We start from the raw sequence: 23468 nt of genomic DNA on the forward strand, positions 1-23468 counted from the left end.
ACGACCTCTGGCAGGGCCATCTGCCTGAGTGACCAGTTTTCCGGATTCACCGTGAAGGAGCTGCTGCAGGGCCGGGTGGCGCTCGCCGGGCTGCCCGCCGTCGATCTGGGGACGGACGTCGACTGGACCGCGAACCCGCACGGCAACCGATCCTGGGCGCTGAACCTGCATTCGCTGCGCTGGCTGGGCCGCCTGGCCGCCGAGTTCGAGCGTACGGGCGAGCGGGCGTACCTCGACCGCGCCGCCGACCTGGCCGACCACTGGATCCGCGAGAACCCGCGCGGCGGCCAGGGCGTCAGCCCGTGGGCCTGGGCCGAGCACGCCGTCGCCCTGCGCGCCCCCGCGCTCGTCTGCCTCAGCGAGCACGTGCGCACCCGGCGGCTGTGGGACAGCCTGGCCGAGCACGGCGAGGTCCTGGCCGATTCCGCGCTCTACCGCGAAGGCCACAACCACGGCCTGGACCAGGACATCGGGCTGCTGGTCGTGGGCTGCAGGCTGGGCCGGGCACGGTGGCGCGACCTGGCCGTCCGCCGGATGACCAGGTCGGCCGAGGTCGCCATCGACCCGCAGGGCGTGCTGCACGAACAGGCCCCCCGCTACGGCCTGTACGTGCACCGCAGGCTCGGCGTGGCCCTGCGCGCGATCGAGGAGAGCGGCGCCGAGACACCCGCGCGGCTGGTGGCCAGGCGGACGGCGCTGGAGTCGTACATCGCGCACGCGACCCAGCCCGACGGCTTCCTCGCGCCGCTCGGCGACGGGCACGCCGACGCGCGCGGAGCCCGCTTCGCGCATCAGGAGCCGGAGGTCAGGGTGTTCGACGGCGGCTACGTCTTCGGCAGGACCGCGTGGCAGGATCCCGGCTCGGCCTACTACTCGATCAGGTTCGGCCCCGGGCGGGCGCTGCACGGGCACGAGGACCACCTCGGCGTCACCTACAGCGCGCAGGGCCGCCGGATCCTGGTGGAGGCCGGGTTCCACTCCTACGAGCGGACGGGCTTCGTGGCCTGGACCCGCTCGCCCGAGGCCCACAACGTGCCCATCGTGGCGGGCGGCTTCCGTCCCGGCACGCCCACGCGCCTGGTGGGCTCCTCCATCGGGCCGACGCGTCAGGAGTACGAGCTGTCCGACGAGGCCTACGGGCTGACCAGGACCCGGCGCGTCCTGGTCAGCCATGGGGCCGACCTGCTGGCCGTGCGCGACTCCGTGCCCTCGGGGACGCTGCGCAGCCTGTGGCACTTCGACCCCGCGCTCAAGGTGGTCTCCCGGCGCCCCGGCGTGGTGGTGCTGGGGGACGGGTCGTGGCGGGTGACGCTGCTGCACCTCCCGGGGGAGGGGCAGGCGGTGCGGCCGGGCCTGATCGCGCCCGGCATCCAGCGCACGGCGGAGGTGGTGACCGTGCTGTCGCCCGAAGCGGCCGGCGTGCTGACCGTGATCGTGCCCGGCTGCGCGGACCCCGAGGTGTCGTTCGCGGGCGACCTCATGACGGTCAGGACGCCCGGCGGCCCCGTCACGGTCAGGCTGACCGGCGCGCCGTGTTAATCAGCTCCCCGAGCCCCGCGATCCGGGTGACGACCTTGCTGCCGTCGATGAGGTACCTCGGCGGCTTGCGCGCGTGCCCGACCCCGCCCGGCGTGCCGGTGGCGATCACGTCGCCGGGCCGCAACGTGAAGATCTCCGACAGGTACGAGATCAGCTGCGCCGGGCCGAACACCAGGTCCGCCGTGTCCGCCTGCTGCACGACCTCCCCGTCCACCTCGCACTGCATGCTCATCGGCCCGGTCAGCTCGTCCGGCGTGACGAGGTAGGGCCCGAACGGCGTGCTGTCCTCGAAGGTCTTGCCCTGGAGCCACTGCAGCGTACGGTTCTGGTAGTCGCGGGCCGTCACGTCGTTGAGCACCGAATAGCCCGCGATGGCGGCCGGCGCCTGCTCGGGCGACACGTGGCGGGCCTCCGCGCCCACGATCACCGCCAGCTCGGCCTCCCAGTCCATCGCCTGGGAGACGGCGGGCAGGGCGATGTCGTCGTACGGGCCGATCAGCGCCTCGGCGTACTTGGCGAACAGCGTCGGATACTCGGGCAGCTCGCGTCCCATCTCCAGGATGTGGTTGCGGTAGTTGAGCCCGACACAGATGATCTTCCCGGGCCGTGGCACCACGGGCGCGAGGTCCGCCGAGGACAGCGGATGCTTGGGCCCGTCGGCGGCGGCCGCCACGTCCCGCCAGCCGGGATCGGCCAGCAGCGCGCCCACGTCGGGCGCGCCGACCTCCACGGCGTGGTCGCCGTCGATGCGGGCGGCGGTCGTGCGGCGGGGCAGCCGCAGCGTCGCGAGCTTCACGCGCTCTCCTCTCGATAGCGGTGCAGACGTTGGCATTCTGCCGTGAAGCGACCGACCAGGTGGGGTTATATACATAGACCCCCATTGGGGTTATGGTGTGGTCATGCCTAAGATCAACGTCTACCTCCCGGACGAGCTCGCGGAGGCGGTCAAGCAGGCGGGCGTGCCGGTGTCGGCGGTCTGCCAGCGAGCTCTGGAGCAGGCGGTCCGCCGGGTGACCGCCATCAGGGAGACGGTTCTCACCGATCTCGACCTCGATCAGCCGACGGGGGCGCTGACGTACCTGACCGCCAGGACGCGCGCGGTGCTCAAGCTGGCCGCCGACCAGGCCAGGGCCGAGGGAGCCGCCGCCGTGGGCACCGAGCACCTGCTCGGCGGCATGCTGAGCGAGGGCACCAACCTGGCGTTGCACGTCCTGCGCGCCATGGACATCGACCCTGCCCACGCAGGGCGCGACCTCGCCCTCCAGTCCACCTCCCCGGCGGAGACGGGCGCGACGGAGCCGCGCAGCTTCAGCGGGCCCGCCGCGAACGCCCTGGAGTTCGCCGTCACGGAGGCCACCTCGCTCGGCCACAACTACGTCGGCTGCGAGCATCTCCTGCTCGGTCTGGTCGCCGAGCCGGACGGAAGGGCCGGCCAGGTCCTGCGCGGGCTGGGCGCCGAGCCCAGGCTCACCCGCCGCGCCGTGACCGCGGCCCTGGCCGGGTACGTCCACCTTCGCGCCCAGGCCCAGCAGCCCGACCCCGCCGCCCAGGCCGGCCAGCTCGCCGCACTGGCCGCGGCGATCCGGCACGAGCTGCAGCCCTTCGTCCAGCGCCTCGAACGCCTCGAAGAACGCCTCGGTCCGGACGCCTGAGGACCGCTAAGTGAAGACCGCCGGCCGGCGGCGCGCACTCACGGCGCTCCGCATCGCCATCGTCGCCCTCATCCTGGTCGGCCTGGTGATCGGAGCGCTGTGGTGACCGGGCGCCGCGAACGTCAAGCGACCTTGGCCGAGCTCACCGTCCAGGTGTTGCACGAACCGGGCCGCCCCGACCCGTACCCCTTCTCGATCCAGGAGAGCCGGTTGGCGGGCTTGGCATGGAACCGGTTCGGCCAGAACTCCTTGACCTTGATCACCGGCTTCCAGTCCTTGACCACCCGCCCGACGCTCTTCGCCGACACGCCGATGAAGCAGTCGAGCTGCAGATAGTAGCGGCGGTTCTGCTCGTTCATGGCGGATTCCGTCGCGTCGTTCTCCAACGCCCACCAGGCCCGCCCGATGCCGCTCTGCCCCGTCACGACCCCGCTCCACGTCCTGGTGATGGACGTGAACACCTTGAGGTCGTCCTTGGCCTTGATCCAGTCATCGGCCAGCCGCACGCTGATGGTCGTGCCGCAGATCTCGGAGAAGGAGGCGGAGACGTCCATTCCGGTGGAACAGGACCGCTTGTCATCCGCCTCCTTGAACGCCACGGTCACCGCCTGGAAATCCGCGATGGCGGGCTTCCAGGCCGAGTTCAGGCAACCGACGAGTTTGGTGACGTATTTCGTGGCCGAGGCCTTGCTGGTGCCCTTGTTGAGCTTGCACGAGACCTTGGGCAGCTTGGCCGCCTTGTAGAGCGCGTTGTGCGTCAGCTCGGGAGCGCCCTTGACCGGCCCGGCGTGCGCCACCCCGGCGAAGAGAGCGAGGCCGGCGGCGGTTCCCGCTAATATGCGAATGATCATAAAGCCAGATATTAGAGCCGTTTCCGCCCGCCACAGACCGCGCCGACCGTCAGGCGCAGAGCGCGACCAGAAACGGCACCCAGGCGGCAATATGAAGAGCCGTATTCAGCGGCAGCGCCTCGCGCGAATCTCCGCCCGAGATCTACCAGACCTCCGCGCGTAACTTGGTGTGCGATGAGGGCCTGGCCTTGTACGGGGTGACCGATCGCGAGCTGATCGACCGCGCGGACTTCCGGGGAATGGACGCCAATCGGCCCGCGTCTCATCGGCGTGTCACTATGAAAGTGAGCGCAGCGGCCGACCCCGCAGACGCGCCGCTTGTGGGCGCCTCGGCGTGCGTCCGGTTGCTGCATGCCATCGGCGTCGAGGAGACCGACGTGAAGCGACGGGAGCTGCTCTTCGAGCTCGCCCTGGTGCTGGGCGGAAGCAAGGCGCTGGAACTGCTGCGGGTGCTCACCCTGGAGGAGGAAGAACGCCTGGCCGGGGTGCTGCGCAGCACGTGGCGGGTGGACGAGACGGCAGTGCACACGTTCGAGAAGCTGACGATGCACGCGCGTCGGGCCGATGACGCGTCCGGGCCTGCGGCGCTGCTGCCGGTGGTGAACGAGCATCGGGCGGTGGTCGGACGGCTTCTCGCGCGTGAGTCGATGCCGACGGGTCTGCGTGACCGGCTGCTCGGAACATATGTCCAGCTGTCCCAGCTGGCGGGTTTTCTCGCCTACGACCTACGTGATTACCAGGCGGCCGAGCAGCCGCTGAACGACGGGCTGAGGGCGGCGCTCGATCTCGGTGACCCGCCCCTGGTCGGCTATATGCACTATTGGCCCGGCAGAGCGGCCGCTGAGCAGGACCGTCCTGCTGCGGTTCTCGACCACGCCTTCGCCGCTCTCGTCAGTGGGCCGTCCGGTCATCGAGCAAATTGCTGGGGTCGATACACGAAGGATTGCTTTCGCTCGGCTATGCCGCTGAGGGAAATGCTGCGGCGAGTAGCCGCACGCATGAACGCGCCCTCGCTCTGGCCGCAGCGCCGAAGGACGACGAACCGCGCTTCCTCTACTGGGTCTCACCCGCGTCAGAGGAGACGAGGCGGGCCTGGTCGCTGCTCCGGTTGCGGCAACCCGGGCCCGCGATGGCGGCGGCCGAGCAGTCTCTGGCCGGCCTCGATCCCCGCAAAGCGAGACGAGACTGTACGGGCTGGCGCTCGCCCGATACAGCGGCGCCTTGGTCCTGGCCAAGGAGATTCCCGAGGCAGCGGCCAAACTGGGCGCGGCCCTGGAGATCGCTTCCCGCCACAGCTCGGCTCAGCTCACCGATGAGATCAGGCAGACGCGGGCGCGACTGGAGCCCTGGGCGGACACCACCTACGTTCGACGGCTGGACGAGGCCCTGCAGTCCTGCGGAGTGGGTCGGTGACGGCGATCATTCGGATTTGTCCAGGAGGACGGGCTTGAGCTGGCGGAAGAATTCGGTCGCGTCCGCCAACGAGTCGCGCCCAGGCGCGCCCTCCAGGAGGCTGACAACGAGAAGTCGTTTGTAGTCTGATGTCCATCCGTAGACAAACGCGATGGTCTCTTCTTGGGCGTTCTTCCGCCGCCCGGCGAACCCTGGCCCCAACCCGTTGGGCAGATTCTTTCCTTGAGTGGAAAGCTTGGTGTTCGCCAGATCTTCCGCATCGTTCTCGGACGGATCGAAGAGCTCGATCAAGAGTCCCCGTTTTCCTCCTGGATTCGAATCCTCGCGAACCGTGCATGACGCGAAACGTTGGGCCGAGTCCATCTTCGTGCCGTAAGCCGTATAGTCGTCGAGGCCCGTGGCGAGCTTGATGGCCTTCGCCGAGATGAGATCGCATTCTCGCGGGGCGGAAGTTATGTTGCCCAGAGGGCGCATGTCGGGTGGCATCGCGGGAGAGGAGCACGCCCCTCCCGCCACGAGGACGGAGAGGAAGGAGACGGTCGATAGCTGCCGTTTCATGAACCACTCCCGGAATAGTGGTTGCCAGCAGCCTCGAAACCGTCCGCTATGGCGCCGTCCGGCTCACTGAAGGAGCGGCCGATGCTGTTCACGCTCAGCCACTCCTCATAATCCTCCCGCTGGTCTGCATTCATCTCGGCCCAGGGAATGAGTTTCCCGTTGGCCAGGAAATGCCCTTCCGAAGCAGGACGGAAGTCCTCGTGGTAGTACGGATGTGTCTTCGCCGACGCGTCCCCGAAAAGGCGGTGGCGCATCATCGCGGCCAGGGTGAGGTCGGTGAACATGTGCTTGGCGGCTCCGAGTGCGGTGTCCGCATCTGCGCGCGCCCGCTCTTCATGACTCGACTTGATCTCCCCGAAGATCTTCCCCTTGGCCGAATCGACCAAGAGCCCGACGAACTTCCCCTGCGGCCCTGGCGCCAGCCCGACCACCTTCTCGGTTATCTCCTTGAATATGGCGAAACGGGCATCGACTTCCTTCGCCCCCTTGATATCGGCGATGTTGGCGGCATCGGCGATCACCCAAGTCGTCATGCTGAGGTTTCGCACCGCCTGGGTGAACTCGCCACCTTCTCCGCCACTCATGCGGTCTTCGAGTATGTCCTGCCGCATGGCGGCGGCTTGCTGCTCGGTGGCCTCCGGATGTGAAATCCGCCAGGCCGTGAAGTCGGCCTGGACCTCCTTTGAGATTTCGCCGGCCAGTTCGTCCAGCATCTTGGCGGAATACTGCCCGTGTGCCACGGCCACGGTCTTGAAGGCGTCGTCGTCTTCGAATGCCCATGTCATGACCTGTTTGAGGTCCTTCGAGTTGAACTTGGCGCCGTAGGGTTCCGCGCCGATCAGGTTCTTGTCCGCGTCCGGACCCGTCACGACGCCCGGCCTCTTCGCCGTGAAGGCATGCGTGTCGCGGTGCACGTCCCCGGTGTACTGGGCGAGGATCGTACCGAGGTGGCCGCGGGTATGCGGCAGGTTCTCCTGGACCTTTGCATCGGTCCAGAAGCGGACCGCCCATGAAGCGATCAAGGCCGACTTGTAGCCGCGGGAGCCGCCCGGTGGCAGGTCGTGGTCGCGGAACTCCGTGTTCGCCGCCTCGATGGCCCAGCCGAGGTCGGCGTCGGCCTCGCCGTCCCAAGGGTGGCGCCGCATCAGGTAGTCCAGGGGCTTGCGCTGCGGGTCGGTGAAGAAGTCCTGGGCGACGGCGGGATGGTGGGCCAGGGCGACCAGCGCCGTACCCATCGGGCTGAGGTCGCCCGGTGTGACGTCCTTGGGGCCGGGCGCCGTCCAGGGGTCGCGCATGCGGGTCAGGTCTGGGGGATGGGCTATGTCGGCATCGTAGAGCTTTCTGGCCAGCGTGAGCAGGAAGGTGTGCTCGAACTCGCCGTCCTGGAGCAGCTTCTTCACCGCGAACGCGTTCTGCCGGTCGTCGATGTCCTCGATCAGCCGATCTGTATAGTCCCCGGCCAGTTTCAGCCGGCCCACTCCGCGGGAGGCCGTGCCCAGGATGGTGCTGAGCATGGTGGCGAGCCGCTCCTGGAGTGCGACGTCGTACTGGAACGGGCGCTCCGACGGGGGCAGGCCTGATCCGTAGGTTCTGGCGATCATGGCTTTGAGCTCGTGCGGCGGGATCTCGTTGGCGAAGGCCAGGGCGAAGTACGGGTCGTTCTTGTGCCGTTCGAGCTCGGCCACCGTTTCTGCGTCGAGTGAATGGCTGCCGATCTGGTCCCGGAGTTGTGAGGCCAGCTGGCGCGCGGTTGCCGCGCCTTCGGCGGGGGACTTGGACAGCCAGTTGGATTCGCTGGCCCAGAGGATGTCGCCCTTGCCGGACTTGCGGTCCGGTTCGGCGAGGATGAGGTCCAGGCGGCCCTGAAGGGCGGGGATCTGGTCGCTCATCTGCCGGGCGATGGCATGGATCGGGGTCGGGCCCCACACGGGAATGTCCAGTGCGGTCAGGGCTCGTTCCACCTGGCGGCCGATGCCGGGGATCGTGCCGCTGACCCGCTTCATGCCGTTGATGAGCTGGGTCATCAGCGTGGGGTTGATGCCGACCTGGGAGCTCATCGGGTGGAGGCTCCCTTGCCGGTCGGCTGGAGGGAGTCCAGCAGCGACAGGGCCCGGGCGAACAGGTCTTTGAACCCCCTGTCCCACGCGCGGAGATCGGCGGTGAGCCGGTCGCCGGCCTGGCCCTTGAGCGCGCCGTCCTCGACCATCCGGATCAGCGCCGTCACGTCGTTCGCATGCAGGTCACGAAGTTCCTCGATGTGCCGTCTGGCGGCGTCGATCTGTTCCTGCGTCGCCATCACCGTCGGCATGGTAACCGCGGGGCGGAATGCGTCGAGGGGAAATCCTGCTAACTCAGCGAAATGGCTATGGAACAGGGAGTAGTTGGTCTAAGGCTATAGGAAGACGTTCTTAACGCGTATCCGCTTGTCCGTACCACGTATCTCGTTGTACTGTCGCGCCGAGAAGAGCGAAGAGGAGGAACATGGGCAAGCACGAGGGTGACAAGAAGAAGGACAAGCCCTTCACGCCACAGCCGGTCACGCCGTCGCAAGGCGACAAGAAGCCAGGCGGCGGCCAGCACAGCGGCGGCAAGAAGTGAGGGCGCCCGCCGTCGAGCGGTTGATCGCGGACATCCCGCCGGCCGCTCAGCGCACCGGACGCGTGCTCGACGCGCTGCGGGCCGTGCCCCGCCACCCCTTCATTCCCGCCTGTGCGCGAGCGGTGCTCGGCTACGAGGAGATCGAGCAGGTCATCGACCGTGACGCCGACCCGGACGCATGGTGGGACGCCGTCTACAGCGACTCGGTCATCGTCACGCAGGTCAGCGACGGGGCCGGCCGGCTCGCGCCGGGAGGGGGCGAGCCCACGTCGGCGTCGTCCGCGCCCAGCACGATCGCGGACCTGCTGGGCTGGCTGGACCCCGAGCCGGGGCAGCGGGTCCTGGAGATCGGCACCGGCACCGGCTGGACCGCCGCGCTGCTCGCCCACCTCGTCGGCGAGCACGGGACCGTGACGTCCATCGAGATAGACAAGGCGGTCGCCGCGCAGGCCGCCGGAAACCTGGCGGCGGCCGGAGCGCGGCCGAGGCTGATCGTCGGCGACGGCGCGGCCGGATGCGCCGACGGGGCGCCGTTCGATCGGGTGCACGTCACCTGCGGCATCCGCGTCGTGCCCCACGCCTGGGTCGAGCAGACGAGGCCGGGCGGCGTCATCGTGCTGCCGTACTGCCCAGGGCTCGGCGACGGCCACGGGCTGCGGCTCACCGTGTTGCCGGACGGCATCGCGCGGGGCGGCTTCCCCGGCTTCGCGTCGTACATGATGATGCGCTCCCAGCGCCCGTCCCACGCCACCATGGACGACGGCAGCGGTCAGGACCTCAGCACTCGCGTCGACCCGCGCCTGATCGCCTACGCCCCCGCGGGCGCGCTGCTCGCGATGGCCGCGCTCACAGGCCTGCAGGTCACCTTCGAGGAGCGGGGCGACCGGCTCTTCCTGTGGGTGATGGACCAGGACGATCCCGGCGCGTGGACGCTGACGACCGCCGCGCCGGGGCAGACGGAGTACGAGATGTACCAGCTCGGCGACCGTCGTGTGTGGGACGAGGTCACCGATGCCTACGCCCGATGGGTGAGCTGGGGAGAGCCGGGCCGCGACAGGTTCGGCATGACGGTCACCCCCGGCGGGCAGCACATCTGGCTGGACGATCCGGAACGCGTGATCCAGCCGGTCAGAGCCAGTCGCGCCGCTTGAAGACCGTGTAGAGCACCAGGCAGACGGCGCCCATGAGCACGACGGCGAACGGATATCCGAACGCCCAGTGCGTTTCCGGCATGAAGTCGAAGTTCATTCCGTAAATGGTCCCGACCAGGGTCGGCGCGAACAGGATGGCGGCCCAGGCGGAGATCTTCTTGACCTCTTCGCCCTGTTTGATGCTCGCCTCCGTCATCCGTGCCATCTCCGCGTTCTGCGCCTGGGTGACGAGCGTGGAATTGACGAGCAGGATGTTCTGCAGCATCTGGCGGAAGGACGAGATCCGCTCCGTCACCGTGATCGCGTGGTCGGCCACGTCGCGCAGGTAGCTCTGCAATTCGTCGTTCACCCCGTACTTGGCCGCCCCCGCGATGAACCCGTGGATCATCCCGACCAGCGGCGCGGTGGCCCGCTGGAACTCGATCACCTCGCCGGACAGCTCGTAGACGCGCCGCGACACGGAGGGGTCGCCGCTGAAGACCTCGGCCTCGATCTCCTCGATGTCCTTCTGCAGCCCGGCCACCACCGGCGCGTAGCCGTCCACCACGGTGTCGAGGATGGCGTACAGGACGGCCTGCGGGCCCTGCCGCAGCAGGTCGGGGTCGGACTCCATGCGCTTGCGCACGGCCTGCAGGTCGGGGGCCTCCGCATGGCGTACGGTGATCACGAAGTTGGGCCCGACGAAGACGTGCAGCTCGCCGAACGCGACCTCCTCCACCTCGTCCAGATAGCGGGCGGCCCGCAGCACCACGAACAGCGTGTCGCCGTAGCGGTCGGCCTTCGGCCGCTGCGAGCCGACGATGGCGTCCTCCAGCGCCAGCTCGTGCAGGTGGAACTCCTCGCCGAGCTTGACCAGCTCCCATTCCTTCGGCCGGTAGAGCCCGATCCAGGCCAGGCCGTCCGGCATCTGCTTGAGGCGCTCGAAGGCGTCGGCGAGCGAGCCGGGATTGTCGACCCGCTCGCCGTTCCGGTAGATCGCGTTGTCGATGACGGTCGGCTGGTAGGGCGGCTCCTCCATGGCGCGCGGGTCCATCGAGTGCTCAGGCGCCTCCTCGCGTGCGTCACCGCCGCGCCTGATCCCCTTGACCCTGGCCATGCCTCACCTCCGGATGGACTACGACGACTCGAGCGCATCGAGTTGTTGCGCGGCGCGGTCTCTGATGGTCTTGCGCCACATCGGCGTCCACCCGAACAGCAATCCGTGCGGTCTGCCGAGCGCCATCTTCGACCAGCGCTTGAAGTCGAACTCGTCATGGTGGCGGACGATCAGGTCGTCCTCGAACCTGAACATCGCGTCGATCTCGTTGACGACTTCCCGGCCCGTGCTGGAGAAGGTGTAACGGGCGGTCCAGTGGGCGGTCCCGCTGAAACCGTCGGCCGTCACGTCGCAGTAGTCGGATATCAGCCCGTTGTGCACCCCAAGCTGGAGCCGCCACATCCTCATCACCCGGTCTCGTCCCTCGACCTCCTGGAAGACTGGGTCGCCGAAACTGACCTCAGGGTGATAGCAGCGCTCCATGGCCGCGAAATCCGCGTGCCCCAGAGCGTCGTAGAAAGCGCTGATGAGCGCCACGTGCCGATCGTTCACCCTTCTATCAGATCATGGCCGCACCGTTGTGCCAGCACACGGCCCGCAACCACGCATCGCCGAGGTCCAGCCGGGCGAGCGAGGCGAGCTGATGGGCGTAGGGGTACGGAATGGTCGGAAAATCACTGCCGAGCACCACCTTCCCCGACAAACCCAGATCAAGCAGGGCAGACCGCAGCCGGTCAGGGAACGGCATGCCTCGTTCGGTGAACTCGGTGAACGCCATGGTGGTGTCCAGCGCGACCCGCTCATAGCGGGCGGCCAGCTCGAAGAACGGGTCGTACTCCGGCATCCCCATATGCGCGATCACCACCCGCAGCCGCGGATGCGCGCGCAGCACCTGGCCGATCGGCCCGGCCCCGACGTAACCCCCGGGCACGGGCACCGAGCTGGCGTGCACCACGACCGGCACCCCGGCCTCGGCCAGCAGCCCCCAGACCGCCACCAGCTCCTCCGCCCGCGGATCGAACCCCCCGACCTGCAGATGCACCTTGAAGATCCGGGCCCCGTCCTCCAGCGCCCGCCGCACGTAGCCCACGACCCCAGGCTCGGGGTAGAAGATCGCCGACGGAAGACATTCAGGTGTACGACGGGCGAAGTCCAGCGTCCAAGCGTTCAGATCGGCCGCCATATCCGGCTTGTGCGCATAGGCAAGAGCAGGAAACGTCCGTACGCCCAGCGCCCGCAGCCGCGCGAGCCGCTCCTCCACCGGCCACTCGTATTCGATCTTCCACCCGCCGCCCACCAGCGGCCCGCCGTGGTTGAAGTGGTGCCAGACCCGCCGCTCCATCCGCTCGGGCAGGAAGTGGACGTGCAGGTCGATGAGGCCGGGCAGCCCCAGCCCGCGCCACCAGTCCGGCACCTCCGCATCAGAATGCAATTCTGTAACCACAGGGAAGACCTTACGTGGATAGGGTTTCTCCTCGATGGACAAGTTCTGGGCACATCTGATCAAAGTTCAGCCTGACCCCGACCCTTGGGTCGTCGCGGTCTCCGCGCTGGCCGCACTCGTGATCGTCGGCTTCCGCATGCCCTGGCAGGTGTCCAGAGGCCTGGTCACGATCGCCCACGAGGGCGGTCACGCGCTCATGGCGCTGCTCACCCGGCGCAAGCTCGAAGGCATCCGCCTGCATTCCGACACCTCCGGCGTGACCCTGACCAGGGGCCGGCCCAACGGGCCCGGCATGGTGCTGACCGCGCTCGCGGGCTACCTCGCGCCGCCGCTGCTCGGGCTGGCCGCCGCGTGGCTGACCGAGCAGGGGCGCATCACGCTGCTGATCTGGGGCGTGCTGCTGTTCCTGGTCTGCATGCTGCTGCTGATCCGCAACCTGTACGGCGCGCTGATCCTGCTCGCGACCGGCGGCGCGGTGTTCGCCCTGATCATGTATGCGCCCGCGGAGGTGCAGCAGGTCGTCGCGCTGGTGGCGGTGTGGTTCCTGCTCTTCGGCGGGATCAGGCCGATCATCGAGCTGCAGCGTAAGCGGAGCAGGCGGCAGGCCAGAGATTCCGACGCGGACCAGCTGGCCCGGCTGACGTTCCTGCCCGGCGGCTTCTATGTGTTCTTCTTTCTGCTGGTGTCCGTCGTTTCGGTGGCCTTCGGTGCGTACCTCATGAATCCTCTCTAATACCGAAAATTCGCACTAAACTCGCCAGCAAGCGCTGCAACAGGGGGGAGTGCTTTGCTGCCAGTCGAGGACGCGCCGGGCTACCGGGTACTCGATCAGGCGGGCCAGGGCGGGTTCGCCGTCGTGTATCGCGCCTACCAGGAGCGCCTCGACCGGGTCGTGGCGCTGAAGGTGCTGTCCGTGGACCGGGTCGACCAGCGCACGATGCGCAGGTTCCAGCGGGAGCTGCAGCTCACCGGCCGCCTCACCGGCCACCCGAACGTCGTGACCGTCTTCGACACCGGCGTGACGCGCTCGGGCAAGCCGTACATCGCGATGGACTTCTTCGAGAACGGCTCCCTGCGCGACCGGATCCGCAAGGAGGGGCCGCTGCCGGTGCAAGACGTGCTGCGGGCGGGCGTCAAGCTGGCCGGCGCGCTGGCCGCCGTACACGAGGCCGGGGTCCTGCACGGCGACATCAAGCCCCAGAACATCCTCATCTCCCGGTACGGCGAGCTCGCCGTCGCCGACTTCGGCGTGGCCAGGGTCGTGGACTCCGCGGAGATCTCGGCCACCTCGCAGGCGTTCACCCCGCTGCACGCCGCGCCCGAAGTGCTCACCGGCCAGCCGCACTCCGCCTCGACCGACATCTACTCGCTCGGCTCGACCCTCTACCACCTGCTGGCCGGCCAGCCTGCCTTCCACAACCCGGCGGATCCGTCGATCGCGCCGCTGATGTACCGGGTGCTCAGCCTCGATCCGCCGGCGATCAACCGTTCGGACGTGCCCGGGTCGGTGTTCGAGACGATCCTGCGGGCGATGTCCAAGCAGCCCGAGGTGCGGTACGCCTCCGCCAGGGAGCTCGCGCGGCACCTGCAGGCGGTGCAGGCGGAGCTGGGCCTGTCGGTGACGGACCTGGTGGGCGAGGACCCCGGTCCTGGACCGGCCATGTCCACGGTGCCGCGGCACCGCTCCGACGCGCCGGAGCCGAACGGGCCGCCGGCCGCCGCTCCTCCTTCCGTGGCCGACCACCAGAGCCCCTTCGCGCCGCCTCCCACGGGCGGCCACCAGCCTCCGTCCACCCAGTTCCCGGCCACAGGCAGCCACCAGTTCCCGGCCACCGGAAGCCAGCTCCCGGTCACCGGTAACCACCTGCCGGTCACCGGGAGCCATCTGCCCCCGGACCGGACGGGATCGCACCGCGCGGGCCAGGCCGGACCGACGCCGCAAGCCACCGGTCTGCCGTACGCGGGCGCCAACCCGCAAACCACCGCCGCTCCGCCGTACGCCGGCCCGCAAGCCACGGCCGCTCCGTCCTACGCCGGCCCGCAAGCCACCGCCCCGCCCTACTCCGGCGCCGGGCAGCCGACCGGCGTGACGCATCCCGGGGGAGGGGCCGGGCGGCGGAGGGGCCTGCTCATCGGCGCGGCGGTCGGGGTCGTCGCGATCGGCGGCAGCGCACTGGCCGTGTTCCTGTCGATCCAGCAGCCGCCGCCTTCCACGCAGACCACCGCCGGTGCGACCGAGACGACCGGGCCGGGCACGGACAGCACCCAGCCCATCGACAAGCGGTCCGTGACGGCACTCGCCCCGCGCGCGCTGAAGGTGACCGCCGACCAGGGCGCCCTGGTCGAGCTGCACTGGACGCTCCCGACCGGCGCCCGCAGCTACCCGGTGGTCCTCCAGCGTTCCCCGGTCAAGAAGGGCGAGCAGGCCATCACCGCCCTGACCCAGGGCACCACCTCGGCCCGCGTCGCCGGCCTCGACCCGAGCACCGGTTACTGCTTCCTGGTCGGCGTGCCGCTGCGCATCTCGGAGAGCACGACGGTCGCCTGGTCGAAGCCGACGTGCATCAGAGGCGCAGTGGCACACTCTGCCCAGTAGTGATCAGCCCAGCAGCTTGCGCGCCGCCTGCTCGATCTCCGGCTCCGACAGCAGCACGTGCTCGGCCGCGCCGCCCAGCGGGATGAAGCTGTCGGCCGACGTCACCCGCGCGATCGCCCCGGTGAACCCCGCATCGATCAGCTCGGCGACGATGCCCTCCGAGACGCCCCCGGAGTGCCGGGTCTCGTCGGCGATCAGCACCTTCCCGGTCAGCTCGGCCGCCCGCAGCAGGTCCTCCACCGGCAGCGGCGCCAGCCAGCGCAGGTCGAGGACGCGGCAGCCGTACCCCTCCTGGGTCAGCCGTACGGCGGCCCGCAGGCTCATCCGCAGCCCGTTGCCGAACGTCACGATCGTCAGATCGCGCCCGTCGCCATAGGAGCGCGCCCGCCCGATGGGCACGTGCGTCTCCGCCCACCGCGAAGGCGGCGCGTACGGCGCGAGCCAGCCGCCGTCGCCCTCGTCGAACAGGTCACGCGTGTGATAGAGCGCGATCGGCTCCAGGAACAGGCACACCGACCCGGCCGTGCTGGCCGCCGCCAGGCAGGTGCGCAGCATGGCCGAGGCGTCGTCGGGCCGCGCGGGAGAAGCGATGACCAGCCCGGGGATGTCGCGCAGCGCGGCCACCGCGTTGTCGTTGTGGAAGTGGCCGCCGAACCCCTTCTGGTAGGCGTACCCGGCCACCCGCACCACCATCGGGTTGAGGTAGGAGCCGCGGGAGAAGAACGACAGCGTGGCCGCCTCGCCCCTGATCTGGTCGAGCGCGTTGTGCAGGTAGGCAAGGTACTGGATCTCCGGCACCGGCAGCTGCCCCGACACACCGGCGCCCAGCGCCAGCCCGAGGATGGCCTGCTCGTCGAGCAGCGTGTCGAACACCCGCCCGGGCCCGAACCGCTTCTGCAGCCCCCTGGTGACGCCGTACACGCCGCCCTTCTTGGCGACGTCCTCGCCGAACACCGCCATCTCCGGGTAGCCCGCCAGCGCGTCGGCCAGCGTGCGGTTGATGGCCTGGCAGAGCGTCTGCGGCCGCTCGTCTTCCGGCAGCGCGCCGGCGAACGCCTTCTCCCTGGTCGCGGCCGGGGCCGCCATCGGGCTGATCTTGGCGATCAGCTCCGGGCGGCGCGGCGCGATCGGCTCCATGACCTCCCTGGCCGAGCCGAGCCGCGGGCTGCGGGTCGTCTCCAGCGCGATCCGCAGCACGTGCTCGCGGGTGGATTCGTACGTCGTGAGCAGCTCTTCCGGCGTCTCCAGCCCCGCCTCCACCAGGAGGGCAGCGGTACGCGCGAGGGGGTCGCGTTCGAGGCCGGCCCTGATCTCGCGCTGCGTGCGGTAGGCGGACTCGACGTCGGACCCGGCGTGGCCCATCAGCCGCACCGTGGACAGGTGCAGGAACGCGGGGGAGCGGTGGTCGCGTACGTGCTGGACGGCGCGGACGGCGGCGTCGTACGCGTCGGCCAGGTCACAGCCGTCGGCGGCGAAGTATTCGATGCCGGGACGCCGCGCGGCGGCCTCCACCCAGCCCTTGGGCGTGCGGACGCTGATGCCGATGCCGTTGTCCTCGCACACGAACAGGATCGGCAGCGGCTGCCCCTGGTAGGTCGCGTAGGAGGCGGTGTTGAAGCCGGACAGGGCGCTGGCGTGGTTGGTCGAGGCGTCGCCGAAGCTGCACACCGCGATCGCGTCCTCCTCCCAGCTCGACCTGGCGCCGAGCGACCGTGCCCGCTCGATGGCGAACGCCACGCCCACGGACCTGGGCACGTGGCTCGCGATCGTCGAGGTCTGCGGGATGACGGCCAGGTCGGGATGCCCGAACACCTTGTGCCGGCCGCCCGCGATGGGCTCTTCGGCGGCCGCCGTCAGGCCCATGAGCACGTCGCGGAGGCCCTGCTCGGGCACCCGTCCGGCCTGCTCGGACCTGGTCAGGTAGAAGGCGCCTGAACGGTAGTGGAGCAGTGCGGGGTCGCTGGGCCGCAGGGCGGCGGCGACGGCCGCGTTGCCCTCGTGGCCGGCGGAGCCGATCGTGTAGTAGCCCTCGTCCCGTTCGCGCAGCCAGCGGGCGGCGATGTCGAGCAGCCGGCTGTCGAGCTGGCGCTGGAACAGCCGCCTGCACTGCTCGCCGGTCAGGGAGGTGCCCTCGCGGATCGGCCGCCCCGGATCTCGCGCGGGGCCCGCCTTCAGCGTCGCAACCGCCTGGGTGAAATGAGTCTCAACAGTGTCGCGCGCCACACCATCGATTATGTCTTTGATCCGCGCTGCCGTCTGCCGGACGCCGGTGACATGTTGTGGACCGGTCCGTTTGACACCCAGCTATAACGGTTTGTCAGAATCTCAACCTTATCGGCCGCGTGCACGTCTACTTATATGACACACGTGGCACCCTCAAATGCCGCGTTGGACCAATGGGGTCTCCAGAAAGGAACCCGCATGTTACAACGCATTCGTGTCGCCGCACTCGCCCTCGCGCTGGGTGCAGGCGTCCTGGCTCTGCCGCCCACCGCCGCGACCGCGGCCGCGGCTCCCAGCATCTCCGATGTGAGCATCAGCCCGGCTTCACCGATCGTCGTGTTCGACAGCGCGGTCACCGTCACGTTCAGCTTCACCACCAAGGACGCGGGCAAGGGCGAGCTGCAGCTCAAGCCGCCCGGCCTGAGCGTCGAGAGCCCGGTCGACCTCACTCCTTCGCCGGCCGGCGAATGGACGAAGTGGACCGGCACCAAGTCCTTCGACGGCAAGCTCGACGGCAAGTGGGGCTTCCGCGCCACCGCGCATGGTGACGGGGACAAGTCCACGTCCGGCACGTTCGAGGTCGCCAAGGCGCTCGCGACCAAGATCGTCGACTTCGACGCCAGCCCGGACCTGGTCGACAAGGGCGACGCGATCAAGGCCTCCGGCCGGCTCCTGGCCGACGGCAAGGGCTACGAGGGCCAGAGCGTCGCGATCACCTTCCGCGAGCGCGGCTCCGACACCTACCGTGACGTCACCAAGGTGACGACCGGCCGCGGCGGCTGGTTCAGCGCCACCGTCCGCGCGAACGCCACCGGCTGGTGGCGGGCCGAGTTCGCACGCAGCTCCACCGCGGCGGCCTCCGTCAGCGACGCCGACCGGGTGGACGTCAAGCGCGGGAGCCTCGGCAGCAGGATCGTCGACTTCGACGCCCGCCCCGAGCCCGTGGACAAGGGCGACAGGCTGACCTTCACCGGCGCCCTGCGCGTCGAGGGCCGTGACGGCCTCGCCGGGCAGCGCGTGGGCATCTTCTTCAGGGCCGACGGCTCGCGCAGGTGGGAGTACGTCACCAGTGACGTGACCGGCCGGCACGGGCGCTTCTGGGCCTCCGCCACCGCGGCGACCTCCGGCTGGTGGCGCGCGGAGTTCGCGGGCGCGTCCGGCGTCAACGGCGCCGTCAGCGACGCCGACTGGGTCAAGGTCAACCAGCCCGCCCCGCCGCCCGAGGCGGACAAGGCGGACACCAGGGTGATCAAGATCAACGCCTATCCCGAGCCGGTCAAGCGCGGCAGGTACCTGAAGGTCAAGGGCTGGCTGCAGATCGACGACGACGGCTCGTGGGAGGGCTACTCGGGCCGCGTGGCGCTGTACTTCAAGCCGCTGCACTCGAGGAAGTGGCAGTACGTGAAGACGACCACGTCGAGCGACAGCGGGCGTCTCTACACCAGGGTCAAGGCCTGGAAGTCGGGTCACTGGAAGTTCGTGTTCAGCGGTGACGACGACACCTACGGCGACACCAGCGGGCGTGACTACGTCCGCGTGAAGCGCTGACCATCTGACGCGGGAACAGGCCCGGGGGACACCACCCCGGGCCTCTCCTTTTGTACGGCCTCAGCCGGGCTAGGTGATCGCTTGCAGTCGGATGCGAAAACCAGTCCTATTCCGAGCGCCTGAACTGCGCGATCCCCACCCCCAGCAGCGCGGCCCCCAGCGCCGCCACGATGCCCAGCTCCAGCGGCACCGGCACCTTGAAGTCGAACCACATCACCCCGGGGTTCAGCACCGCGTTGACCTGGGCGGGCACGTCCAGGTGCGAGAACACCGCCTGCCGCATCGGGTCCACCGCGTACGTCATCGGGTTGACCACGGTGAGCACGTGCAGCCACGACGGCAGGTTGGCCAGCGGGAACATCGCCCCCGACAGGAACATCATCGGCATGATCGCCATCTGCATGAGCCCGAAGAAGGTCTGCATGTTCTTCATCCGCGCCGCCAGCATCACCCCGAACGCGGTGATCGTGAACGCCGCCAGGAACATCTCCGCCAGCAGCGTGACGAACAGCGTCGGCGAGTAGGGCACGCCCACCAGCCCCGCCATGGCGAGGATGACGACGCCCTGCCCGGTGGCCACGATGGCGCCGCCCAGGCACTTGCCGACCACGATCGCGCCCCGTGAGACCGGCGCGACGAGCATCTCCCTGAGGAAGCCGAACTCGCGGTCCCACACGATGGACCCCGCGGAGAACATGCCGGTCATGATCACGGTCATGGAGATCATGCCGGGATACATGAACGTCCGGTAGTCCACCCCCGGGATCGACCCCTGCACCAGCGAGCCCAGCCCCGTGCCCATGATGAACAGCCACAGCACCGGCTGCATCAGCATGGACAGCATGCGGGTGCGGTCGTTGACGAAGCGCAGCAGCTCCCGATGGAGCACGACCTTGACGGCCCGGACGTCGTGACCGGCGCTGCGAACCGGCACCCGGACGCTGATGGCCTCTGTCGCCATGACTATCGCCTCGCCATCGCTCTCATCCACGTCAGGTTGTCGGCGCCGGACTCGGCGTCGCGGATCGTGGAGCCGGTGTAGGACATGAACACGTCGTCGAGCGAGGGCCTGGAGACGCTGACCGACTTGATCGGCATGCCCAGCTCGGCGAACAGACGGGGCACGAACTCCTCGCCCGAGGCCACCGCGAACGTCACCGCGCCCTCGTGCACGGCCGCCTCCAGCCCGAACCGCTCCTTCAGCGCCTTGATCGCGGCGGTGTCGTCGGCGGTCTGGATCTGCACCCGGTCCTTGCCGACGCTGGCCTTGAGCGCCTCCGGCGAGTCGATGACCACGATCTCGCCGTGGTCGATGATGGCGATCCTGTCGCAGTACTCGGCCTCGTCCATGTAGTGGGTGGTCATGAAGATGGTGATGTCCTCCATGCGCCGGAGCTGGTTGATGTAGCCCCAGATGGCCGAGCGGGTCTGCGGGTCGAGACCGACGGTCGGCTCGTCGAGGAACAGCACGCGCGGCGAGTGCAGCAGGCCGCGGGCGATCTCCAGGCGGCGCTTCATGCCCCCGGAGAAGGTCATCACCTTGGCGTCCTTGCGGTCCCACAGCGCGACCATCTCCATCACCTGCCGGATCCGGTCGCCGACCACGCTCTTGGGCACGCCGTAGAGCTCGGCGTGGAAGCGCAGGTTCTGCTCGGCGCTGAGATAGCCGTCGAGGGTCGGGTCCTGGAAGACCAGGCCGATGTTCCTGCGCACCTCGTCGCGTTCCCTGACGACGTCGTGCCCGGCGACCGTGGCGCTGCCGCCGGTCGGGTTGACCAGGGTGCACAGCATGCTGATCGTGGTGGTCTTGCCGGCGCCGTTGGGGCCGAGGAAGCCGAACACCTCGCCGGGGCGGACCTCGAGCTCCACGCCCTTGACGGCCTCGATCTTCCCGTACGTCTTCCTTAACCCGTGCACGGCGACGGCCGCGTCCTCGCCCATTCAGTCCTCCGCCAGGATCCGGAAGATGGATTTGCGCGTCTGCTTGATCAGTTTCTTGGCCTCGGCCACCTGACGGTCTCCGCCCGTGCGCACCAGGTGGGAGAACGCCTCGTTGAGCTGGGCCCAGAGCAGGCGCAGCTCGTGGTGGTCGTCGGGGACGCTTCGTGCGACCTCTTCCCACGGCGCCTCGTCGGCGTGCCTGGCCGCATGCGGCCGGCCCTGCTCGGTCAGGCGGTACGTACGGCTTCCGCCGGATTCGTCGCCGGTCACCAGGTCCTCGTCCTCGAGCTGCTGGAGCGCCGGATAGACCGAGCCGGGGCTGGGCCGCCACACGCCGCGGCTGCGCTCCTCGATGCCCTGGATCATCTGGTAGCCGTTCTGCGGCCCCTCGTGGAGCAGGGCCAGCAGGGCCGCTCTTACGTCGCCGCGGCGGACCCTCGGCGGGGGCGTCTCCCAGTGGACGAACATCCCGAACTCCGGCATCGGGGGAGCTCCCGGCATCGGAGGGGCCTCCGCCATCGGCGGGAACGGGCCGGGGCCCGGGGGAAGAGGGGGCGGTGGAGGGGGCGGCGGGGCGTCCCAGAAGTCGGGCTCGCGCATGACGAAGCTCCTCAACTATCGAGATATTTTGACGATATATCTAGATAGTTGAGACGGGAAGGCTCTCCGACGAAGGAAGCCGAATGTTAGCGAGCGCTAACAGCGGCGTCGATAGCCGCCCGCGCCATCGCGTGCAGCAGCGGCCGCATGTCCTTGCCGGCGAGCTCGCCCGCGCTGTGCGGCGTCGAGTTGAGCAGCCCGAAGACGGCGTGGGTCGCGGCGCGCAGGCGCGCGGCCGGGCAGGCGGGGTGCAGCTCGGCCAGCACGGTCACCCATTCCTCGACGTAGAGGCGCTGCAGCCGCCTGATCTGCCGCCGTCCCGGCTCGGGCACGTTGCCCAGCTCCCTGTCGTGCACCGTGATCAGCGCCGGCTGCTCGATCGCGAACGTGATCTGCACGTTGAGCAGCGTGTCCAGCGTCTCCTGCGGGCCCGGGGCGGACGTGGCCACCGCGACGGCCGACTCGCGCAGCCGCGAGCTGATGTCCAGCAGCATCTCGGCGAGCAGCGCGTCCTTGCCGCTGAAGTGGCGGTAGAGGGCCGGGCCTGAAACGCCGACCGCGCCGCCGATGTCCTCGATCGAGACGCCGTGGAAGCCGCGTGCGGCGAACAGCGTGGCGGCCGCCGCCAGGATTTCCGTGCGCCGGTTGCCGCGATCGCGGGTAGGTGCAGAGACGGTGGTCACGTCTCACATGCTAGACGACTACGTTAATGATGACTAACATCCGAGCCATGAGAGGGGACTCATGAGCGACTGGCCGGTGGTGAAGTCGGCCGCGGAGCCCGGCGGCGCGGCGTACAAGCGCAACGCCGAGCTCAACGAGCGGCTCGCGGCCGAGCTGCTCGAACGCCTGGCCGTCGCCGCGCTCGGCGGCCCCGAGCGGTCGCGGCTGCGGCACGTCGAGCGGGGCAAGCTCCTGCCGCGCGACCGCGTCGACGGCCTGCTCGACCCGGGCTCCCGCTTCCTGGAGCTGTCGCCGCTGGCCGCGAACGGCCTTTACGACGACCAGGCGCCGGCCGCCGGGATCATCACGGGCATCGGCCGGGTCTCGGGCCGCGAATGCGTGATCGTCGCCAACGACGCCACCGTCAAGGGCGGCACCTACTATCCGCTCACGGTCAAGAAGCACCTGCGCGCGCAGGAGGTGGCCCTGCACAACCGCCTGCCGTGCGTCTACCTGGTCGACTCCGGCGGCGCGTTCCTGCCCAGGCAGGACGAGGTGTTCCCGGACCGCGAGCACTTCGGCCGGATCTTCTACAACCAGGCCACGATGTCGGCGCGGGGCATCCCCCAGATCGCCGCCGTGCTCGGCTCCTGCACCGCGGGCGGCGCCTACGTGCCCGCGATGAGCGACGAGGCGGTGATCGTACGCGGTCAGGGCACGATCTTCCTGGGCGGCCCGCCCCTGGTGAAGGCGGCCACCGGCGAGGAGGTCACGGCCGAGGAGCTGGGCGGCGGCGACCTGCACGCGCGCGTCAGCGGCGTCACCGACCACCTGGCCGAGGACGACGCGCACGCGCTGGCCATCGTCCGCGACATCGTCTCCACGCTGGCCCCGCGCGCCGAGCGGCCCTGGGAGACCGTCAAGTCCGAGCCGCCCCTGTACGACCCGCGCGACCTGTACGGGATCGTGCCCGCCGACACCCGCCAGCCGTACGACGTGCGCGAGGCGATCGCCAGGATCGTGGACGGGTCGCGCTTCCTGGAGTTCAAGGCCGAGTACGGCTCGACCCTCGTGACCGGGTTCGCCCACGTCCATGGGCATCCGGTGGGGATCGTGGCGAACAACGGCATCCTGTTCAGCGAGTCCGCCCTGAAGGGCGCGCACTTCATCGAGCTGTGCGACCAGCGGCGGATCCCCCTGGTGTTCCTGCAGAACATCAGCGGGTTCATGGTCGGCAAGGCCTACGAGGCGGGCGGCATCGCCAAGCACGGGGCCAAGATGGTCACGGCCGTCTCGTGTGCGCGGGTGCCCAAGTTCACGGTGGTGATCGGCGGGTCGTTCGGCGCGGGCAACTACGCGATGGCCGGACGGGCGTACTCGCCCAGGTTCCTGTGGATGTGGCCGAACGCCCGCATCTCGGTCATGGGCGGCGAACAGGCCGCGAACGTCCTCACCACGGTCGGCAACGCCGACGCCGGCGCGATCAGGGCCCAGTACGAGCACCAGGGCAACCCGTACTACTCCACGGCCAGGCTCTGGGACGACGGGGTGATCGATCCGATCGACACCCGCACGGTCCTGGGCCTGGCGCTGTCCGCGGCGGCCAACGCCCCGCTCGAGCCCGCCGGTTACGGCGTCTTCCGGATGTGAGCGAA

The 23468-nt window shown here is 69.3% G+C and carries 21 protein-coding genes; 8 read left to right on the plus strand and 13 right to left on the minus strand.

Annotated elements, in window-relative coordinates:
- Positions 1–51: 51 nt before the first annotated feature.
- Positions 52–1539, plus strand: a complete 1488-nt coding sequence (locus ABEA43_RS10065; RefSeq protein WP_345560518.1) for a heparinase II/III domain-containing protein — start codon at positions 52–54, stop codon at positions 1537–1539.
- Here the strand turns inward: ABEA43_RS10065 and ABEA43_RS10070 are convergent.
- Positions 1514–2335: a fumarylacetoacetate hydrolase family protein gene (locus ABEA43_RS10070; RefSeq protein ID WP_345560520.1), complete on the minus strand. Its 822-nt coding sequence runs from the start codon at positions 2333–2335 to the stop codon at positions 1514–1516. The two genes, ABEA43_RS10065 and ABEA43_RS10070, sit on opposite strands and share 26 nt — an antisense overlap.
- 103 nt (positions 2336–2438) lie before the next feature.
- Between ABEA43_RS10070 and ABEA43_RS10075 the strand changes: the two genes are divergently transcribed.
- The gene (locus ABEA43_RS10075; RefSeq protein ID WP_345560522.1) at positions 2439–3191 is read left to right on the plus strand and encodes a Clp protease N-terminal domain-containing protein; all 753 of its coding nucleotides are present in this window, start codon (positions 2439–2441) and stop codon (positions 3189–3191) included.
- Positions 3192–3313: 122 nt separating this feature from the next.
- Here the strand turns inward: ABEA43_RS10075 and ABEA43_RS10080 are convergent, their stop codons facing one another.
- Entirely contained in the window at positions 3314–4042 is a 729-nt protein-coding gene (locus ABEA43_RS10080; RefSeq protein WP_345560524.1) for a neutral zinc metallopeptidase, read from the minus strand.
- Between the two features lie 197 nt (positions 4043–4239).
- Between ABEA43_RS10080 and ABEA43_RS10085 the strand changes: the two genes are divergently transcribed.
- Entirely contained in the window at positions 4240–5358 is a 1119-nt protein-coding gene (locus ABEA43_RS10085; protein ID WP_345560526.1) for a hypothetical protein, read from the plus strand.
- A gap of 103 nt (positions 5359–5461) precedes the next feature.
- On the opposite strand, the gene ABEA43_RS10090 is transcribed toward ABEA43_RS10085, so the two are convergent.
- The 3 genes from ABEA43_RS10090 to ABEA43_RS10100 are packed head-to-tail and all read right to left on the minus strand — an operon-like array spanning position 5462 to position 8309.
- On the minus strand, positions 5462–6013 hold the full coding sequence (locus ABEA43_RS10090; protein WP_345560529.1) for a hypothetical protein: 552 nt from the start codon (positions 6011–6013) through the stop codon (positions 5462–5464).
- Complete coding sequence (locus ABEA43_RS10095) at positions 6010–8070, minus strand: DUF6571 family protein (protein ID WP_345560531.1); 2061 nt, start codon at positions 8068–8070, stop codon at positions 6010–6012. Before ABEA43_RS10095 ends, ABEA43_RS10090 begins: the two co-directional genes overlap by 4 nt.
- Complete coding sequence (locus ABEA43_RS10100; RefSeq protein WP_345560533.1) at positions 8067–8309, minus strand: hypothetical protein; 243 nt, start codon at positions 8307–8309, stop codon at positions 8067–8069. Before ABEA43_RS10100 ends, ABEA43_RS10095 begins: the two co-directional genes overlap by 4 nt.
- A 298-nt stretch (positions 8310–8607) precedes the next feature.
- Between ABEA43_RS10100 and ABEA43_RS10105 the strand changes: the two genes are divergently transcribed.
- The gene (locus ABEA43_RS10105) at positions 8608–9762 is read left to right on the plus strand and encodes a methyltransferase domain-containing protein (protein ID WP_345560534.1); all 1155 of its coding nucleotides are present in this window, start codon (positions 8608–8610) and stop codon (positions 9760–9762) included.
- Here ABEA43_RS10105 and ABEA43_RS10110 read toward each other — a convergent pair.
- From ABEA43_RS10110 to ABEA43_RS10120, 3 genes are read right to left on the minus strand one after another with little or no spacing between them, the layout of a single operon-like run.
- Positions 9740–10858, minus strand: a complete 1119-nt coding sequence (locus tag ABEA43_RS10110; RefSeq protein WP_345560535.1) for a magnesium and cobalt transport protein CorA — start codon at positions 10856–10858, stop codon at positions 9740–9742. The genes ABEA43_RS10105 and ABEA43_RS10110 overlap by 23 nt on opposite strands.
- A gap of 18 nt (positions 10859–10876) precedes the next feature.
- The gene (locus tag ABEA43_RS10115) at positions 10877–11350 is read right to left on the minus strand and encodes a nuclear transport factor 2 family protein (RefSeq protein WP_345560537.1); all 474 of its coding nucleotides are present in this window, start codon (positions 11348–11350) and stop codon (positions 10877–10879) included.
- A 7-nt stretch (positions 11351–11357) separates the two neighbouring features.
- Positions 11358–12230: an amidohydrolase family protein gene (locus ABEA43_RS10120; protein ID WP_345560539.1), complete on the minus strand. Its 873-nt coding sequence runs from the start codon at positions 12228–12230 to the stop codon at positions 11358–11360.
- 46 nt (positions 12231–12276) lie between these two features.
- Between ABEA43_RS10120 and ABEA43_RS10125 the strand changes: the two genes are divergently transcribed.
- Both ABEA43_RS10125 and ABEA43_RS10130 read left to right on the plus strand, forming a co-directional pair.
- A complete protein-coding gene (locus ABEA43_RS10125; protein ID WP_345560540.1) occupies positions 12277–12975 on the plus strand; it encodes a M50 family metallopeptidase in 699 nt (232 codons plus the stop codon).
- Between the two features lie 54 nt (positions 12976–13029).
- A complete protein-coding gene (locus ABEA43_RS10130) occupies positions 13030–14838 on the plus strand; it encodes a serine/threonine-protein kinase (RefSeq protein WP_345560541.1) in 1809 nt (602 codons plus the stop codon).
- A 3-nt stretch (positions 14839–14841) separates the two neighbouring features.
- Here ABEA43_RS10130 and ABEA43_RS10135 read toward each other — a convergent pair whose 3' ends face one another.
- Positions 14842–17061, minus strand: coding sequence for a thiamine pyrophosphate-dependent enzyme (locus ABEA43_RS10135; RefSeq protein ID WP_345560543.1), 2220 nt, complete (start codon positions 17059–17061; stop codon positions 14842–14844).
- A 198-nt stretch (positions 17062–17259) separates the two neighbouring features.
- Between ABEA43_RS10135 and ABEA43_RS10140 the strand changes: the two genes are divergently transcribed.
- Positions 17260–18609 carry a hypothetical protein gene (locus ABEA43_RS10140; protein ID WP_345560545.1) on the plus strand — a complete coding sequence of 450 codons (1350 nt, stop codon included), beginning with the start codon at positions 17260–17262 and terminating at the stop codon, positions 18607–18609.
- Between the two features lie 106 nt (positions 18610–18715).
- Here the strand turns inward: ABEA43_RS10140 and ABEA43_RS10145 are convergent, their stop codons facing one another.
- The 4 genes from ABEA43_RS10145 to ABEA43_RS10160 form a co-directional block, all read right to left on the minus strand.
- Positions 18716–19570 carry an ABC transporter permease gene (locus tag ABEA43_RS10145; RefSeq protein ID WP_345560546.1) on the minus strand — a complete coding sequence of 285 codons (855 nt, stop codon included), beginning with the start codon at positions 19568–19570 and terminating at the stop codon, positions 18716–18718.
- Positions 19571–19572: 2 nt separating this feature from the next.
- Positions 19573–20550: an ATP-binding cassette domain-containing protein gene (locus ABEA43_RS10150; protein ID WP_345560547.1), complete on the minus strand. Its 978-nt coding sequence runs from the start codon at positions 20548–20550 to the stop codon at positions 19573–19575.
- Entirely contained in the window at positions 20551–21150 is a 600-nt protein-coding gene (locus tag ABEA43_RS10155) for a PadR family transcriptional regulator (protein ID WP_345560548.1), read from the minus strand.
- An 86-nt stretch (positions 21151–21236) separates the two neighbouring features.
- Positions 21237–21833: an SACE_7040 family transcriptional regulator gene (locus ABEA43_RS10160; RefSeq protein WP_345560550.1), complete on the minus strand. Its 597-nt coding sequence runs from the start codon at positions 21831–21833 to the stop codon at positions 21237–21239.
- 61 nt (positions 21834–21894) lie between these two features.
- Between ABEA43_RS10160 and ABEA43_RS10165 the strand changes: the two genes are divergently transcribed.
- On the plus strand, positions 21895–23463 hold the full coding sequence (locus ABEA43_RS10165) for a carboxyl transferase domain-containing protein (RefSeq protein WP_345560551.1): 1569 nt from the start codon (positions 21895–21897) through the stop codon (positions 23461–23463).
- The last annotated feature ends 5 nt before the right edge of the window (positions 23464–23468 follow it).

The sequence above is a fragment of the Nonomuraea rosea genome, assembly GCF_039539705.1.
Classification (GTDB): domain Bacteria; phylum Actinomycetota; class Actinomycetes; order Streptosporangiales; family Streptosporangiaceae; genus Nonomuraea; species Nonomuraea rosea.

Excerpts from the sequence above, each read along its gene's own strand:
- ABEA43_RS10075 (WP_345560522.1), top strand. The coding sequence starts at position 2,439 with ATGCCTAAGATCAACGTCTACCTCCCGGACGAGCTCGCGGAGGCGGTC.
- ABEA43_RS10095 (WP_345560531.1), bottom strand. The coding sequence starts at position 8,070 with ATGAGCTCCCAGGTCGGCATCAACCCCACGCTGATGACCCAGCTCATC.
- ABEA43_RS10155 (WP_345560548.1), bottom strand. The coding sequence starts at position 21,150 with ATGCGCGAGCCCGACTTCTGGGACGCCCCGCCGCCCCCTCCACCGCCC.
- ABEA43_RS10125 (WP_345560540.1), top strand. The coding sequence starts at position 12,277 with ATGGACAAGTTCTGGGCACATCTGATCAAAGTTCAGCCTGACCCCGAC.
- ABEA43_RS10165 (WP_345560551.1), top strand. The coding sequence starts at position 21,895 with ATGAGCGACTGGCCGGTGGTGAAGTCGGCCGCGGAGCCCGGCGGCGCG.
- ABEA43_RS10150 (WP_345560547.1), bottom strand. The coding sequence starts at position 20,550 with ATGGGCGAGGACGCGGCCGTCGCCGTGCACGGGTTAAGGAAGACGTAC.
- ABEA43_RS10080 (WP_345560524.1), bottom strand. The coding sequence starts at position 4,042 with ATGATCATTCGCATATTAGCGGGAACCGCCGCCGGCCTCGCTCTCTTC.
- ABEA43_RS10100 (WP_345560533.1), bottom strand. The coding sequence starts at position 8,309 with ATGGCGACGCAGGAACAGATCGACGCCGCCAGACGGCACATCGAGGAA.
- ABEA43_RS10145 (WP_345560546.1), bottom strand. The coding sequence starts at position 19,570 with ATGGCGACAGAGGCCATCAGCGTCCGGGTGCCGGTTCGCAGCGCCGGT.
- ABEA43_RS10090 (WP_345560529.1), bottom strand. The coding sequence starts at position 6,013 with ATGAAACGGCAGCTATCGACCGTCTCCTTCCTCTCCGTCCTCGTGGCG.
- ABEA43_RS10110 (WP_345560535.1), bottom strand. The coding sequence starts at position 10,858 with ATGGCCAGGGTCAAGGGGATCAGGCGCGGCGGTGACGCACGCGAGGAG.
- ABEA43_RS10140 (WP_345560545.1), top strand. The coding sequence starts at position 17,260 with ATGTTACAACGCATTCGTGTCGCCGCACTCGCCCTCGCGCTGGGTGCA.